Source organism: Nocardioides sp., from assembly GCF_047602075.1.
Classification (GTDB): Bacteria; Actinomycetota; Actinomycetes; order Propionibacteriales; family Nocardioidaceae; genus Nocardioides.
Genome location: NZ_JASGIF010000001.1, coordinates 1,861,964 through 1,875,330, shown reverse-complemented (window position 1 = coordinate 1,875,330; position 13,367 = coordinate 1,861,964). Strand labels below are relative to the sequence as shown.

The window sequence follows — 13,367 nt, the reverse complement described above, 5'->3', positions numbered from 1 at the left end:
TTCTGCTCCGCCCACCGGCACACATCCGACTTCTAAGGACTGACGACTTCAGTGGCTGTCGACATCACTACGGACCTCAACAAGGTCCGCAACATCGGCATCATGGCGCACATCGACGCCGGCAAGACCACCACGACCGAGCGCATCCTCTTCTACACCGGCATCACCTACAAGATCGGTGAGGTCCACGAGGGTGCCGCCACGATGGACTGGATGGAGCAGGAGCAGGAGCGCGGCATCACGATCACGTCGGCCGCGACGACCTGCTGGTGGAAGGACCACCAGATCAACATCATCGACACCCCGGGGCACGTCGACTTCACCGTCGAGGTGGAGCGTTCGCTGCGGGTGCTCGACGGCGCCGTCGCCGTCTTCGACGGGGTGGCCGGCGTAGAGCCACAGTCGATGACGGTGTGGCGGCAGGCCAACAAGTACAACGTCCCGCGGATGTGCTTCGTCAACAAACTCGACCGCACCGGCGCTGACTTCTTCCGCTGCGTCGACATGATCGTCGAGCGGCTCAACTCCACCCCGTTGGTGCTCCAGCTCCCGATCGGCGCCGAGCACGACTTCATCGGCGTCGTCGACCTGGTGGGCATGCGTGCCCTGGTCTGGCGCGGCGAGACCAAGATGGGCGAGGACTACGTCGTCGAGGAGATCCCCGCGGAGATGGCCGACCAGGCTGCGGAGTGGCGCGAGAAGCTGCTCGAGACGCTGGCCGAGGCCGACGACGACATCATGGAGAAGTACCTCGAGGGTGAGGACATCTCCGTCGACGAACTGCAGGCGGCGATCCGCCGAGCCACGCTGGCCGACAAGCTCAACCCGGTGCTGTGCGGCACCGCGTTTAAGAACAAGGGCGTGCAGCCCCTGCTCGACGCGGTGGTCAGCTACCTGCCGTCGCCGCTGGACATCACCGCCATCGAGGGCCACAAGCCCGGCGACGAAGACACCGTGATCGAGCGGTTCCCGAAGGACAGCGACCCGTTCTGCGGCCTGGCCTACAAGATCGCCTCCGACCCGCACCTGGGCAAGCTGATCTATCTCCGGGTCTACTCCGGCAAGCTCGACGCCGGCTCGACGGTGCTGAACTCCGTCACCGGCCGCAAGGAGCGGATCGGCAAGGTCTACCAGATGCACGCCAACAAGCGTGAGGAGATCAGCTCGGTCGGCGCCGGCCAGATCGTCGCGGTGATGGGGCTGAAGGACACCAAGACCGGCCACACCCTGTGCGACGCACAGCACCCGGTCGTGCTGGAGTCCATGACGTTCCCGGCACCGGTCATCGAGGTGGCCATCGAGCCGAAGACCAAGGGCGACCAGGAGAAGCTCGGCACCGCGATCCAGCGGCTGTCCGACGAGGACCCGACCTTCACCGTCAAGACCGACGAGGACACCGGCCAGACCATCATCGCCGGCATGGGCGAGCTGCACCTGGAGATCCTCGTCGACCGGATGCGGCGGGAGTTCCGCGTCGAGGCGACCGTGGGCAAGCCCCAGGTGGCCTACCGCGAGACGATCCGCCAGAAGGTCGAGAACCACTCCTACACGCACAAGAAGCAGACCGGTGGTTCGGGTCAGTTCGCGAAGGTGATCATCTCCATCGAGCCGAGCATCGACCCCGAGACCGGTCTGGGCGCGGGCTACGAGTTCGCCAACAATGTGACCGGTGGCCGCGTGCCCCGCGAGTACATCCCCTCGGTCGACCAGGGCGCCCAGGACGCCATGGAGTTCGGCGTCCTCGCCGGCTACCCCATGGTGGACGTCAAGGTCTCACTGGAGGATGGCGCCTACCACGACGTCGACTCGTCCGAGCTGGCGTTCAAGATTGCGGGCAACCAGGCCTTCAAGGAGGCCGCTCGCAAGGCACGCCCGGTCCTGCTGGAGCCGATGTTCGCCGTCGAGGTGACCACTCCCGAGAACTTCCTCGGTGACGTCATCGGCGACATCAACTCGCGGCGTGGCCAGGTGCAGAGCATGGAAGATCGGCACGGTGACCGGGTTGTCAATGCCCTGGTGCCGCTGTCGGAGATGTTCGGGTACGTTGGCGACCTGAGGTCCAAGACCTCCGGACAGGCGTCGTACTCGATGGAGTTCGACTCGTACGCCGAGGTTCCCCAGAGCATCGCCGACGAGATCATCAAGAAGGTCCGCGGCGAGTAACAACCGAGGGGCGACCCCCTCGGGGCCCAACCCGGGCGCCTGTTAGCGGTCAACACAACCACACACGAGTCAAGAGACACACCAATCCCAGGAGGAGCCCACAGTGGCTAAGGCGAAGTTCGAGCGGACCAAGCCGCACGTCAACATCGGCACGATCGGTCACATCGACCACGGCAAGACGACGCTGACCGCGGCCATCACGAAGGTGCTGCACGACAAGTTCCCGGAGCTGAACCCGTTCACGCCGTTCGACGAGATCGACAAGGCTCCCGAGGAGCGGCAGCGCGGTATCACCATCTCCATCGCGCACGTCGAGTACCAGACCGAGGCGCGCCACTACGCGCACGTGGACTGCCCGGGTCACGCGGACTACATCAAGAACATGATCACCGGCGCGGCCCAGATGGACGGCGCGATCCTCGTGGTCGCCGCCACCGACGGCCCGATGCCGCAGACTCGTGAGCACGTCCTGCTCGCCCGCCAGGTCGGCGTGCCCGCCCTGGTCGTCGCGCTCAACAAGTGCGACATGGTCGACGACGAGGAGCTCATCGAGCTCGTCGAGATGGAGGTGCGCGAGCTCCTCACCGAGTACGAATTCCCCGGCGACGACATCCCGGTGGTTCGCGTGGCGGCCTTCCCGGCCCTCAACGGCGACGCCAAGTGGGGCGAGAGCGTGCTGGAGCTGATGGACGCTGTCGACAGCTACATCCCGACTCCGGAGCGTGAGACCGACAAGCCGTTCCTGATGCCGGTCGAGGACGTCTTCACCATCACCGGTCGTGGCACCGTTATCACCGGTCGTATCGAGCGCGGCATCATCAAGGTCGGCGAGGAGGTCGAGATTCTCGGCATCCGCGAGGGCTCGCAGAAGTCCACCGTCACCGGCGTGGAGATGTTCCGCAAGCTGCTCGACGAGGGCCAGGCTGGCGAGAACGTCGGGCTGCTGCTGCGCGGCACCAAGCGCGAGGACGTTGAGCGCGGCATGGTCGTCGCCAAGCCGGGCACCACGACCCCGCACACCAACTTCGACGCTTCGGTCTACATCCTGAGCAAGGAGGAGGGTGGCCGGCACACGCCGTTCTTCAACAACTATCGTCCGCAGTTCTACTTCCGGACCACGGACGTGACCGGCGTCGTGACGCTGCCCGAGGGCACCGAGATGGTGATGCCGGGTGACAACACCGAGATGTCGGTGGAGCTCATCCAGCCGATCGCCATGGACGAGGGCCTGCGGTTCGCCATCCGTGAGGGTGGCCGCACGGTCGGCGCCGGCCGGGTCACCAAGATCACGAAGTGACAACCGACAGGTCGAGCTTGCTCGTATCTGTTTGGCGCTGAAGTGATCCTCCGAGCGAAGCGAGTGAGCGATCACGAAGTGACGTTCGACCACTGATCGAACGCAGCGGCCCCGGACCCGAGTGGTCCGGGGCCGCTGCGTCATTTCGGTGAGGAGACGACTGCGCTGGAATACTGACGCCCATGAGCCAGTACCCGGCCCCGCCTCCCGTCTACGGCCCGCGCCCCAGCCACCCTCAGGCGACCACCGTGTTGGTGGTCGGCATCCTCGGGCTGGTGCTCTGCCAGATTCTGGGGCCAGTGGCGTGGGCGATGGGCAACCGAGTCGTCGCCGAGATCGATGCGTCCGGCGGCGCGATGGACGGCCGTGAGAGCGCCAACGCCGGCCGGATCTGCGGGATCGTCGCGAGCATCTTGCTGGCGCTGTCACTGCTGGGACTCGTCGTGTTCGGCGGGCTAGCGCTGCTCAGCCTCAGCAGTTGACACCTGCGCGCCCGGCCCGACCACACCTGCGCTTCACCGACGATGGTCGTCGGATGCGCGAGGTGCTGTCCTACTCGCGTCGAGGCAGCCGTTTCACCCCGAGCCAACAGGCCGCGTGGGATGAGCATCACCAGGCCTGGGTGATCCCGGACGACGTGGTCGACGACCCTGCCTTCGATCTCACCAACTGGTTCGGTAGGTCGGCGCCGCTGATCGTGGAGATCGGCTCCGGCGTCGGCGAGGCGACCGCCGCGCTGGCCGCCAGCCGACCGGCGTACGACGTGCTCGCCCTCGAGGTGTGGCGTCCCGGCATGGCGAGCACCCTGGAGCGGCTCGCTGCAGTGGGGGTCGACAACGTGCGCCTGTGCGGCGTCGACGCAGTCTGGTTCCTCGAGCATCTCGTCCCGGCTGACGGGCTGGCGCAGCTGTGGACGTTCTTCCCCGACCCGTGGCCCAAGACTCGACACCACAAGCGGCGCCTGGTCACTCCCGCCTTCGCCGCCCTGGCCGCCTCTCGGCTGGCCGTCGACGCCGAGTGGCGGCTAGCCACCGACTGGGCCGACTATGCCGAGCAGATGGTCGAGGTGCTCGATACCGAGCCGCTCCTCGAGGGCGGTCCGGTCGAGCGGTGGGTCGAGCGGCCGGTGACGAAGTTCGAACGCAAGGGCCTGGCGGCTGGCCGGTCTATCACCGACCTCTGCTACCGACGCGTGTCGCGCTGACTCCATGTGGTGAGGGGCCCTGGCCGGGCTACCGACCGGGGCCCGTTCAATCGGTTCGGTCGACCGTTGACATATTGAATTACGATGCGCAATTATCGTTAAACAATACGACCACCCGTGCGACACCGTGAATGAGGACGTTGACTGATGACCCGAAGAGCTTTCCGGATCGGCGGCTGGGCCGCCTTGGTGGTCGGCACCCTCGCTGGCGTGGCTGCGGCGACAGCGGTCGTCATCGGCACCCTTGCGTTGACCGGGAGCGTGACCTACCCCGTCGATATCAGGCTGGGGCCTGTCTCGATACACAACGAGGTGACGATGCCGGTCGCTTTCGGGGCTGACGTGTGTCAGAAGGCCAGCGTCATGGAGCAGGATGCGCCGCGCGACTGCCTGCGGCTCTTCATCCACCAGGACGGGTCAGACTACGAGACCGTCCGCGTTCAGGACGCAGATGTCCGGCCCACTTCGGCGATGCTGACTGGGACGGTCGAGCTCGCCACGACGGGCGGGTGGAGCCCGCTCGTCGCGGCATCGGTTGCTCGCAACGCCGTCGGCTTGGCGGTGATCAGCGCTGTGCTGCTTCTGCTCTGGCGACTGCTGGTGAACGCAGCAGCAGGAACCGTCTTCAGCGATCGCGCCGTGCGGTACGTGCGCGGCATAGGTTGGCTGCTGATCGTGGGGGGTGTGGTCGAGTCAACGCTGAACCTCTTCACGAGCGCGACCCAGCTGGGCTACTCGATCGAGACGTTCGGCTACGGGCCCCACCTAGCCCAGTGGAGCGAGGGCGGTCTCGACCTCACCCAACTCGCTCTAGGCGGGCTGATCCTCCTCCTCGCCGAAGTGTTCCGCCACGGCGCGGCCGTGGAGGCCGAGCACAGGCTGACCGTCTGATGCCCATCGTGATCCGGCTCGACCGGGAGCTGGTCGAGCAGAAGATGACCCTGACCGAACTCTCTGAACGCATCGGCATCACCATGGCCAACCTCTCCATCCTCAAGACCGGCAAGGCGAAGGCAGTCAGGTTCTCGACCCTCGAGTCGATCTGCCAGGCCCTCGACTGCCAGCCTGGCGACATCCTCGAGTACGTCGCCGAGGCGGCGGACGACGTCGGGGGTGTCTAGTGGACCACCCAGTCGGACTCAGCCGAGGAGGGCCTCGACGGCCTCGCCGAAGACCTGGGTGTGCAGGTCGACGTCGGCGTCGGTGTGGTGGGGGGAGAAGAGCGCCATGTTGTGGAAGGGCGTCAGCAGGATCCCCCGGTTGATCGCCCACAGGTGCATGAAGGCGTCCAGCTCCTCGTCGGAGGCGTCGGCGGCATCGGCACCGTTGCGAGGGGGTGGGCAGAACCAGTACTCCGCGCGGCAACCCAGGCGCTGGACGTGCCAGGGCAGCCGGTGCTTCTCGATCACTCCGGCGACGCCCTCGGCGAACCGCTCGGCGAGCGGGATGGCCACCGCGAAGTCCTCCTCGCGCAGCGCGGAGGAGAGGGTCGCCCGGACGGCCGCGATCGCGAGCGCGTTGCCGGTCAGCGTGCCGCCGACGCCCGCGGTGTCGATCTCCGGGCGGTGCAGCGGCTCGGCGAGCCGCTCGGCGATCTCGGCGGAGAAGCCGTACGCCGCGACCGGGACACCGCCGCCGATGGGCTTGCCCACGACCAGCATGTCCGGATCCAGCCCCCAGGCCGCGGTGGCTCCGCCGGGGCCGGCGCACAGCGTGTGGGTCTCGTCGATGATCCACAAGACGCCGTGCCGCCGGGTGATCTCGCGGACGGCGTCGAGGTAGCCGTCCTCGGGCAGCACGATGCCGATGTTGGTCAGCGCGGGCTCCATCAGCAGTGCCGCGATGTCGCCTTCCGCCAGCCGGCGGTCCAGCGCGCCCAGGTCGTTGAAGGGCACCACCGCCGTGGTCAGCGCCACGTCGACCTGGGGGCCCATCGAGCCGGGGCGGGCGATGGTCTGGCCGTCCTTGCCCAGGATCGCGAAGGTCTCGTCGACGGTGCCGTGGTAGCACCAGTCCATCACGGCGACCTTGGGCCGCCCGGTGAGGTAGCGGGCGAAGCGGAGCACGAACCGGTTGGCATCGGTGGCGGTCATCGCCATCTGCCAGCTCGGCAAGCCGAAGCGGCGGGCCAGCTCGCCGGCGACCCACACCGCGTCACCGGAGGGCAGCATCGTGGTGATCCCGGTGGTGGCCCGCTCCGTGATCGCCGCCGCCACCTGCGGGAGCGCGTGCCCGGTCATGGCGCCGGTGTCGCCGAGGCAGAGGTCGACGTACTCCAGCCCGTCGACATCGGTGAACCGCGCCCCCGAGGCGGTGTCGAAGAAGATCGGGAAGGCGCCCGGCCAGCGTGTCATCCACGGCATCGGGACGCCCGCCATCAGATGCTCGCGAGCCTCGGCTGCCAAGGCGGCCGAACGTGGGTGGCTCTCGACGAAGCGGGACTCTTCGGCCTGGTGCAGCTGGGCGAGGCGGTTGCGATCGATCATGACAGTGAACCTAGCCGTTCGCCGCTGAAAGCGGCAGTCCGTCGGCCATGAGGCGACGCAATCGCTTGCTGGACCGCCCGATTTGGCGCGCCCGTCGATCTCTGACAAGATATTCAGGTTGCTCCGGCGGGTTGCCGGGGCGCGACCAACCTTGACTCTTGAATCGTGTCTCCACGGTCGGTGCCGCCGACCAGGGTGATCGGTGCGCGAGCCTGGCTGGCCGCGCCGCACCAGGAGACCCGATCAGCCCGACCTCCGTCGGGCGCCACCAACAAACCGAGCCAGCCCCGATCGTCTGGGTCTGTGCCGTGCCGAAAGGCGCGACACGCCCGACCGCGGGGGTCGGCGCGGCCGGCGGGTGGAGCACGACGGGAGGCCCCAAACCCGGGGCGACCTGAGACACCGAACGCACGCAGTGCCTATCCGGGATGCCCCGGATCCGACCAGATGAGGACGAGAGAGACAGATGGCGGGACAGAAGATCCGCATCAGGCTCAAGGCCTATGACCACGAGGTGATCGACACCTCGGCGCGCAAGATCGTGGACACGGTCACCCGCACGGGTGCCAGGGTCGCCGGCCCGGTGCCGCTGCCGACCGAGAAGAACGTCTACTGCGTGATCCGCTCGCCGCACAAGTACAAGGACTCCCGCGAGCACTTCGAGATGCGCACCCACAAGCGTCTCATCGACATCATCGACCCCACGCCGAAGACGGTCGACTCGCTGATGCGGCTCGACCTTCCTGCCGGCGTCGACATCGAGATCAAGCTCTGATTCCAGGGAGCCTGCCACCATCATGACTACCGAACGCAATGTGAAGGGCCTGCTGGGCACCAAGCTCGGCATGACCCAGCTCTGGGACGAGAACAACCGCGTCGTCCCGGTCACCGTGATCGCCGCGAACACCAACGTGATCACCCAGATCCGTCACCCCGAGACCGACGGCTACAACGCCATCCAGGTCGGGTACGGCGAGATCCCCGCCCGCAAGGTGAACAAGCCCACCAGCGGCCACTTCGCCAAGGCCGGCGTCACCCCGCGCCGCCACCTGGTGGAGATCCGCACCGCCGACGCCGCGTCGTACACCATCGGTCAGGAGCTCTCCCCGGAGATCTTCGCCGCCGGTGAGGAGGTCGACGTCACCGGCACCAGCAAGGGCAAGGGCTTCGCCGGCACCATGAAGCGGCACGGCTTCTCCGGCGTGGGGGCCTCCCACGGTGCCCACCGCAACCACCGCAAGCCCGGCTCCATCGGCGCCTGCGCGACTCCCGGTCGCGTCTTCAAGGGCACCCGGATGGCCGGCCGGATGGGCAGCGACACCGTCACGGTGCAGAACGTCGTGGTGCACGCCGTCGACCTCGACAAGGGCCTGATCCTGGTCAAGGGTGCCGTCCCCGGCCCCAAGGGTGGCCTGGTCGTGCTGCGCTCGGCCGCGAAGAGGAACGGAGGCGCCGCATGAGCGTCAAGACTGTGAAGGTCGACCTTCCCGGCGACATCTTCGACGTCGCGGTCAACATCCCGCTGATCCACCAGGTCGTGGTGGCCCAGCAGGCGGCCGCCCGTCAGGGCACCCACGCCACCAAGACCCGCGGCATGGTCCGCGGTGGTGGCCGCAAGCCCTACCGCCAGAAGGGCACCGGCCGCGCCCGCCAGGGCTCGACCCGCGCACCGCAGTTCGTCGGCGGCGGCGTCGTCCACGGCCCGCAGCCCCGCGACTACTCCCAGCGCACGCCCAAGAAGATGAAGGTCGCCGCCCTGCGTGGCGCCCTGTCCGACCGGGCCCGCAACGACCGCATCCACGTGGTGGAGTCGCTGATCAGCGCAGAGACGCCGTCGACCAAGACGGCGCTGGCGGCGCTGTCGAGCCTGACCGACCGGTCCCGTTTCCTGGTGGTGCTGGAGCGCACCGACGCGGTGACGTGGCTCTCGCTGCGCAACGCACCCGAGGTCCACATCGTCGCCGTCGACCAGCTCAACACCTACGACGTGCTGGCCTCCGACGACGTGGTCTTCACCCAGGGCGCCTACGACGCCTTCGTCGCGGCAGTGCCGCGAGGCAAGGCCGTCGTCGCCGAGAAGGTCGCGACCGAGAAGCCCGCCAAGGCCGAGAAGCCGGCTGCGAAGAAGTCGGCTGCCAAGAAGGCCGAGCCGGCTATCGAGACGGAGTCCGCCGACGAGTCGGCGACCACCCCGGCGGCGTTCGCCGATGTCCCGGCCGCCGACGAGGCGCCGGCCCTGCCGAAGGGCGCCAAGGCGCCGCTGAAGAGTGGCAAGGCTCCCAAGGGCTACGACATCAAGGGCAACGCCGACTCGGGTCTCTACCACGAGCCCGACGGCCAGTGGTACGACGCCACGGTCGCCGAGTTCTGGTTCAAGAGCGCCGAGGACGCCGAGGCGGCCGGCTTCAAGCGGGCCGGCGAGAAGGCTGACAAGGAGAGCGACCAGTGAGCACCCTGCACAAGGACCCGCGCGACATCCTGATCGCGCCGGTGGTGTCGGAGAAGAGCTACGCCCTCCTCGACGCCAACAAGTACACCTTCTTGGTGCGCCCCGACGCCAACAAGACCGAGATCAAGATCGCGGTCGAGAGCGTGTTCGGTGTCAAGGTCACCGCGGTCAACACGATCAACCGGGTCGGCAAGACCCGGCGCACTCGCACCGGCCTGGGCAAGCGCAAGGACACCAAGCGCGCCATCGTCAGCCTCGCCGAGGGTCACCGCATCGACATCTTCGGAGGCCCGGTCTCCTGACCGGGACGAAGACTTAGGGACGAGAGATTATGGCTATCCGCAAGTACAAGCCGACCACCCCGGGCCGTCGTGGCTCCTCGGTGGCCGACTTCGCCGAGGTCACCCGCACCACGCCGGAGAAGTCGCTGACTCGGCCGCTGCCCAAGAAGGGCGGCCGCAACAACCAGGGTCGGATCACCACGCGGCACCACGGTGGCGGGCACAAGCGCGCCTACCGCATCGTCGACTTCCGTCGCTATGACAAGGACGGCGTGCCGGCCAAGGTCGCCCACATCGAGTACGACCCCAACCGGACCGCCCGGATCGCGCTGCTGCACTACGCCGACGGCGAGAAGCGCTACATCATCGCGCCCAAGGACCTCACCCAGGGCATGCGGGTCGAGGCCGGCTCGAATGCCGACATCAAGCCCGGCAACAACCTGCCGTTGCGCAACATCCCGGTCGGCACCACGATCCACTGCATCGAGCTGCGTCCCGGCGGCGGCGCCAAGATCGCTCGCTCCGCCGGCAACAGCGCCCAGCTGGTCGCCAAGGAGGGGTCGCGGGCCACGCTGCGGATGCCTTCCGGCGAGATGCGCTGGGTCGACGTCCGCTGCCGCGCCTCGATCGGTGAGGTCGGCAACGCCGAGCAGTCCAACATCAACTGGGGCAAGGCCGGCCGGATGCGCTGGAAGGGTCGCCGCCCGACCGTCCGCGGTGTCGTGATGAACCCGGTCGACCACCCGCACGGTGGTGGCGAGGGCAAGACTTCCGGTGGCCGTCACCCGGTCTCGCCGTGGGGCAAGCCGGAGGGCCGCACCCGCAAGCGCAAGGCCAGCGACGCCCAGATCATCCGCCGCCGCAAGACCGGCAAGAAGCGCTGAGCGAGAGGTCAGGAGAGAAGAACATGCCTCGCAGCCTGAAGAAGGGCCCCTTCGTCGACGACCACCTGATGAAGAAGGTGGACGCGGAGAACGACAAGGGCAGCCACAACGTCATCAAGACCTGGTCGCGGCGCTCGATGATCGTGCCGGCCATGATCGGCCACACGATCGCCGTGCACGACGGCCGCAAGCACGTCCCCGTCTTCATCACCGACTCGATGGTCGGTCACAAGCTGGGGGAGTTCGCCCCGACCCGCACCTACCGCGGGCACGTGAAGGAAGACCGGAAGGGCCGGCGGCGCTGAGCGGCCGGCTGTGACTGGAGAAACTGGAGACAACGAGCAATGAGCGTTACCGAGCGCCGGCGCACGAGCGCCCGCCGCGAGTCGCTGCTCGGCGACCAGCCGGGAGCCTTCGCGAGTGCCCGCTACGTGCGGATCACCCCGATGAAGGCACGTCGGGTCGTCGACCTGGTCCGCGGCCTGCCCGTGGACGACGCCCTCGCGGTGCTGAGTTTCGCGCCGCAGTCGGCAGCCAAGACCGTCTACAAGGTGCTGGAGAGCGCGATCGCCAATGCCGAGACCACCGAGGACCTCGACGGGGGCGACCTGATCGTCGCGGCCGCGATGGTCGACGAGGGTCCGACGATGAAGCGGTGGCGTCCGCGCGCCCAGGGCCGCGCGACCCGCATCAACAAGCGCACCAGCCACATCACCCTCGTCGTCCAGCCGGCGTCGGTCGTCGCTGAGAGCAAGGCACGGAAGGGTTCTGCGTAATGGGTCAGAAGATCAACCCCAATGGCTTCCGCCTGGGCATCTCCACCGATCACAAGAGCCGGTGGTACGCCGACAAGCTCTACAAGAGCTACGTCGGCGAGGACGTCGAGATCCGCAAGCTCCTCTCCAAGGGGATGGAGCGGGCCGGCATCGCCAAGGTGGAGATCGAGCGCACCCGCGACCGGGTCCGCGTCGACATCCACACCGCCCGGCCGGGCATCGTGATCGGTCGGCGCGGCGCCGAGGCCGACCGCATCCGCGGTGAGCTGGAGAAGCTCACCGGCAAGCAGGTGCAGTTGAACATCCTCGAGGTCAAGTCGCCCGAGGTGGATGCGCAACTGGTCGCCCAGGGTGTCGCCGAGCAGCTCAGCGGCCGCGTCCAGTTCCGCCGCGCGATGAAGAAGGCCATGCAGTCGTCCATGCGGGCCGGCGCCAAGGGCATCCGCATCCAGTGCTCGGGCCGCCTCAACGGTGCCGAGATGTCGCGCACGGAGTTCTACCGCGAGGGTCGCGTGCCCCTGCACACCCTGCGCGCGGACATCGACTACGGCTTCTACGAGGCTCGCACCACCTTCGGTCGGATCGGCGTGAAGGTCTGGATCTACAAGGGCGAGGTCGCCGGCACCCGTGCCGAGCGGCAGGCTCAAGCGGCCGCTCGCGCCGGTGCCCCGGGGCGTGGCCGCTCCGGTCGCGGCGACCGGCCCAACCGCGGCAGCCGCGCACCCCGCACGGAGGCCCCCGCCGAGACCGCTGCGGCGCCGTCGGCCGAGGCACCCGCCGCCGAGGCGCCTGCGACCACCGGACAGGAGGGCTGATCCCCGTGTTGATGCCCCGTCGTGTCAAGCACCGCAAGCAGCACCACCCGAAGCGTCGTGGTGCTGCCAAGGGCGGCACCCACCTGGCCTTCGGTGACTACGGCATCCAGGCCATCGAGGGTCACTACGTCACCAACCGGCAGATCGAGTCGGCGCGTATCGCGATGACCCGTCACATCAAGCGTGGCGGCAAGGTGTGGATCAACATCTACCCCGACCGCCCACTGACCAAGAAGCCCGCCGAGACCCGGATGGGCTCCGGCAAGGGCTCGCCGGAGTGGTGGATCGCCAACGTCAAGCCCGGTCGCGTCATGTTCGAGCTGTCCGGTGTGCCGGAGGACATCGCCCGCGAGGCGATGCGCCGCGCGATGCACAAGCTCCCGATGAAGTGCCGGTTCATTTCCCGAGAGGCTGGTGAGTTCTGATGGCGACCAAGGTCACCGCGGCCGAGCTCGACGAGCTCAACAACACCGACCTCGAGACCCGACTCCGGGAGGCGAAGGAGGAGTTGTTCAACCTCCGCTTCCAGGCGGCCACGGGTCAGCTCGAGAGCCACGGACGGCTCCGCACGGTCAAGAAGGACATCGCCCGGATCTACACCGTGGTGCGCGAGCGCGAGCTCGGCATCCGGTCCACGCCGGGCGTCGAGCAGGAAGGTGCTGACGCATGAGCGAGCAGGCCGAGAACACCCAGGCCCGCAACGCCCGCAAGGTGCGTGAGGGCATCGTCGTCAGCGACAAGATGGACAAGACCGTCGTCGTCTCCGTGGAGGACCGCGTCAAGCACGCGCTCTACGGCAAGGTCATGCGCCGCACCTCGCGGCTGAAGGCCCACGACGAGCAGAACGACGCCCATGTGGGCGACCGCGTCCTGGTCATGGAGACCCGGCCGCTGTCGGCGACGAAGCGGTGGCGTCTGGTCGAGATCGTCGAGCGCGCCAAGTAGACCATTCGTTCGGCCAGGCTCACCGCCCCAGCGGCAGTGAGAACCGGCACGACACACAGGAGAGACC

The 13,367-nt window shown here is 67.8% G+C and carries 18 protein-coding genes; 17 read left to right on the top strand and 1 reads right to left on the bottom strand.

Annotated elements, in window-relative coordinates; translation table 11 throughout:
- Nucleotides 1-102 precede the first annotated feature (102 nt).
- The 6 genes from fusA to QM714_RS09450 all read left to right on the top strand — a co-directional run bounded on the left by fusA (nt 103) and on the right by QM714_RS09450 (nt 5,785).
- Nucleotides 103-2,163 carry an elongation factor G gene (gene fusA, locus QM714_RS09475; RefSeq protein WP_415101042.1) on the top strand — a complete coding sequence of 687 codons (2,061 nt, stop codon included), beginning with the start codon at nt 103-105 and terminating at the stop codon, nt 2,161-2,163.
- A 103-nt stretch (nt 2,164-2,266) separates the two neighbouring features.
- A complete protein-coding gene (gene tuf / locus QM714_RS09470) occupies nt 2,267-3,460 on the top strand; it encodes an elongation factor Tu (RefSeq protein WP_415099800.1) in 1,194 nt (397 codons plus the stop codon).
- Between the two features lie 182 nt (nt 3,461-3,642).
- Nucleotides 3,643-3,942 carry a hypothetical protein gene (locus QM714_RS09465; RefSeq protein WP_415099798.1) on the top strand — a complete coding sequence of 100 codons (300 nt, stop codon included), beginning with the start codon at nt 3,643-3,645 and terminating at the stop codon, nt 3,940-3,942.
- Entirely contained in the window at nt 3,939-4,664 is a 726-nt protein-coding gene (gene trmB, locus QM714_RS09460) for a tRNA (guanosine(46)-N7)-methyltransferase TrmB (RefSeq protein WP_415099796.1), read from the top strand. Before QM714_RS09465 ends, trmB begins: the two co-directional genes overlap by 4 nt.
- 189 nt (nt 4,665-4,853) lie before the next feature.
- Entirely contained in the window at nt 4,854-5,555 is a 702-nt protein-coding gene (locus tag QM714_RS09455; RefSeq protein WP_415099794.1) for a DUF2975 domain-containing protein, read from the top strand.
- Nucleotides 5,555-5,785 (top strand): helix-turn-helix domain-containing protein, encoded by a 231-nt coding sequence (locus QM714_RS09450; RefSeq protein WP_415099792.1) that lies wholly within the window; start codon nt 5,555-5,557, stop codon nt 5,783-5,785. Before QM714_RS09455 ends, QM714_RS09450 begins: the two co-directional genes overlap by 1 nt.
- 18 nt (nt 5,786-5,803) lie before the next feature.
- On the opposite strand, the gene QM714_RS09445 is transcribed toward QM714_RS09450, so the two are convergent.
- Nucleotides 5,804-7,150: an aspartate aminotransferase family protein gene (locus QM714_RS09445; protein WP_415099790.1), complete on the bottom strand. Its 1,347-nt coding sequence runs from the start codon at nt 7,148-7,150 to the stop codon at nt 5,804-5,806.
- 466 nt (nt 7,151-7,616) lie between these two features.
- On the opposite strand from QM714_RS09445, the gene rpsJ reads away from it, so the two are divergent.
- From rpsJ to rpsQ, 11 genes are read left to right on the top strand one after another with little or no spacing between them, the layout of a single operon-like run.
- Complete coding sequence (rpsJ, locus tag QM714_RS09440) at nt 7,617-7,925, top strand: 30S ribosomal protein S10 (protein ID WP_139977667.1); 309 nt, start codon at nt 7,617-7,619, stop codon at nt 7,923-7,925.
- A gap of 22 nt (nt 7,926-7,947) precedes the next feature.
- Nucleotides 7,948-8,610, top strand: a complete 663-nt coding sequence (gene rplC / locus QM714_RS09435) for a 50S ribosomal protein L3 (protein ID WP_415099788.1) — start codon at nt 7,948-7,950, stop codon at nt 8,608-8,610.
- Nucleotides 8,607-9,599 carry a 50S ribosomal protein L4 gene (rplD, locus tag QM714_RS09430; protein WP_415099786.1) on the top strand — a complete coding sequence of 331 codons (993 nt, stop codon included), beginning with the start codon at nt 8,607-8,609 and terminating at the stop codon, nt 9,597-9,599. Before rplC ends, rplD begins: the two co-directional genes overlap by 4 nt.
- The gene (rplW, locus tag QM714_RS09425) at nt 9,596-9,901 is read left to right on the top strand and encodes a 50S ribosomal protein L23 (RefSeq protein WP_415099784.1); all 306 of its coding nucleotides are present in this window, start codon (nt 9,596-9,598) and stop codon (nt 9,899-9,901) included. Before rplD ends, rplW begins: the two co-directional genes overlap by 4 nt.
- A gap of 29 nt (nt 9,902-9,930) precedes the next feature.
- A complete protein-coding gene (gene rplB, locus QM714_RS09420; protein ID WP_415099782.1) occupies nt 9,931-10,764 on the top strand; it encodes a 50S ribosomal protein L2 in 834 nt (277 codons plus the stop codon).
- Nucleotides 10,765-10,787: 23 nt separating this feature from the next.
- Nucleotides 10,788-11,069 carry a 30S ribosomal protein S19 gene (gene rpsS / locus QM714_RS09415; protein ID WP_415099780.1) on the top strand — a complete coding sequence of 94 codons (282 nt, stop codon included), beginning with the start codon at nt 10,788-10,790 and terminating at the stop codon, nt 11,067-11,069.
- Between the two features lie 39 nt (nt 11,070-11,108).
- The gene (gene rplV / locus QM714_RS09410; protein WP_415099778.1) at nt 11,109-11,540 is read left to right on the top strand and encodes a 50S ribosomal protein L22; all 432 of its coding nucleotides are present in this window, start codon (nt 11,109-11,111) and stop codon (nt 11,538-11,540) included.
- Nucleotides 11,540-12,355, top strand: coding sequence for a 30S ribosomal protein S3 (gene rpsC / locus QM714_RS09405; RefSeq protein WP_415099776.1), 816 nt, complete (start codon nt 11,540-11,542; stop codon nt 12,353-12,355). The genes rplV and rpsC overlap by 1 nt, the downstream gene beginning before the upstream one ends.
- Nucleotides 12,356-12,360: 5 nt before the next feature.
- Nucleotides 12,361-12,780 carry a 50S ribosomal protein L16 gene (gene rplP, locus QM714_RS09400; protein ID WP_415099774.1) on the top strand — a complete coding sequence of 140 codons (420 nt, stop codon included), beginning with the start codon at nt 12,361-12,363 and terminating at the stop codon, nt 12,778-12,780.
- On the top strand, nt 12,780-13,025 hold the full coding sequence (gene rpmC / locus QM714_RS09395; protein ID WP_415099772.1) for a 50S ribosomal protein L29: 246 nt from the start codon (nt 12,780-12,782) through the stop codon (nt 13,023-13,025). The genes rplP and rpmC overlap by 1 nt, the downstream gene beginning before the upstream one ends.
- Nucleotides 13,022-13,300 carry a 30S ribosomal protein S17 gene (gene rpsQ, locus QM714_RS09390; RefSeq protein WP_415099770.1) on the top strand — a complete coding sequence of 93 codons (279 nt, stop codon included), beginning with the start codon at nt 13,022-13,024 and terminating at the stop codon, nt 13,298-13,300. The genes rpmC and rpsQ overlap by 4 nt, the downstream gene beginning before the upstream one ends.
- The last annotated feature ends 67 nt before the right edge of the window (nt 13,301-13,367 follow it).

Excerpts from the sequence above, each read along its gene's own strand:
- rpsS (WP_415099780.1), top strand. The coding sequence starts at position 10,788 with ATGCCTCGCAGCCTGAAGAAGGGCCCCTTCGTCGACGACCACCTGATG.
- rpsJ (WP_139977667.1), top strand. The coding sequence starts at position 7,617 with ATGGCGGGACAGAAGATCCGCATCAGGCTCAAGGCCTATGACCACGAG.
- rpsC (WP_415099776.1), top strand. The coding sequence starts at position 11,540 with ATGGGTCAGAAGATCAACCCCAATGGCTTCCGCCTGGGCATCTCCACC.
- rplV (WP_415099778.1), top strand. The coding sequence starts at position 11,109 with ATGAGCGTTACCGAGCGCCGGCGCACGAGCGCCCGCCGCGAGTCGCTG.
- rpmC (WP_415099772.1), top strand. The coding sequence starts at position 12,780 with ATGGCGACCAAGGTCACCGCGGCCGAGCTCGACGAGCTCAACAACACC.
- QM714_RS09450 (WP_415099792.1), top strand. The coding sequence starts at position 5,555 with ATGCCCATCGTGATCCGGCTCGACCGGGAGCTGGTCGAGCAGAAGATG.
- QM714_RS09465 (WP_415099798.1), top strand. The coding sequence starts at position 3,643 with ATGAGCCAGTACCCGGCCCCGCCTCCCGTCTACGGCCCGCGCCCCAGC.
- rplD (WP_415099786.1), top strand. The coding sequence starts at position 8,607 with ATGAGCGTCAAGACTGTGAAGGTCGACCTTCCCGGCGACATCTTCGAC.
- QM714_RS09445 (WP_415099790.1), bottom strand. The coding sequence starts at position 7,150 with ATGATCGATCGCAACCGCCTCGCCCAGCTGCACCAGGCCGAAGAGTCC.
- rpsQ (WP_415099770.1), top strand. The coding sequence starts at position 13,022 with ATGAGCGAGCAGGCCGAGAACACCCAGGCCCGCAACGCCCGCAAGGTG.
- rplC (WP_415099788.1), top strand. The coding sequence starts at position 7,948 with ATGACTACCGAACGCAATGTGAAGGGCCTGCTGGGCACCAAGCTCGGC.
- rplB (WP_415099782.1), top strand. The coding sequence starts at position 9,931 with ATGGCTATCCGCAAGTACAAGCCGACCACCCCGGGCCGTCGTGGCTCC.
- fusA (WP_415101042.1), top strand. The coding sequence starts at position 103 with ATGGCGCACATCGACGCCGGCAAGACCACCACGACCGAGCGCATCCTC.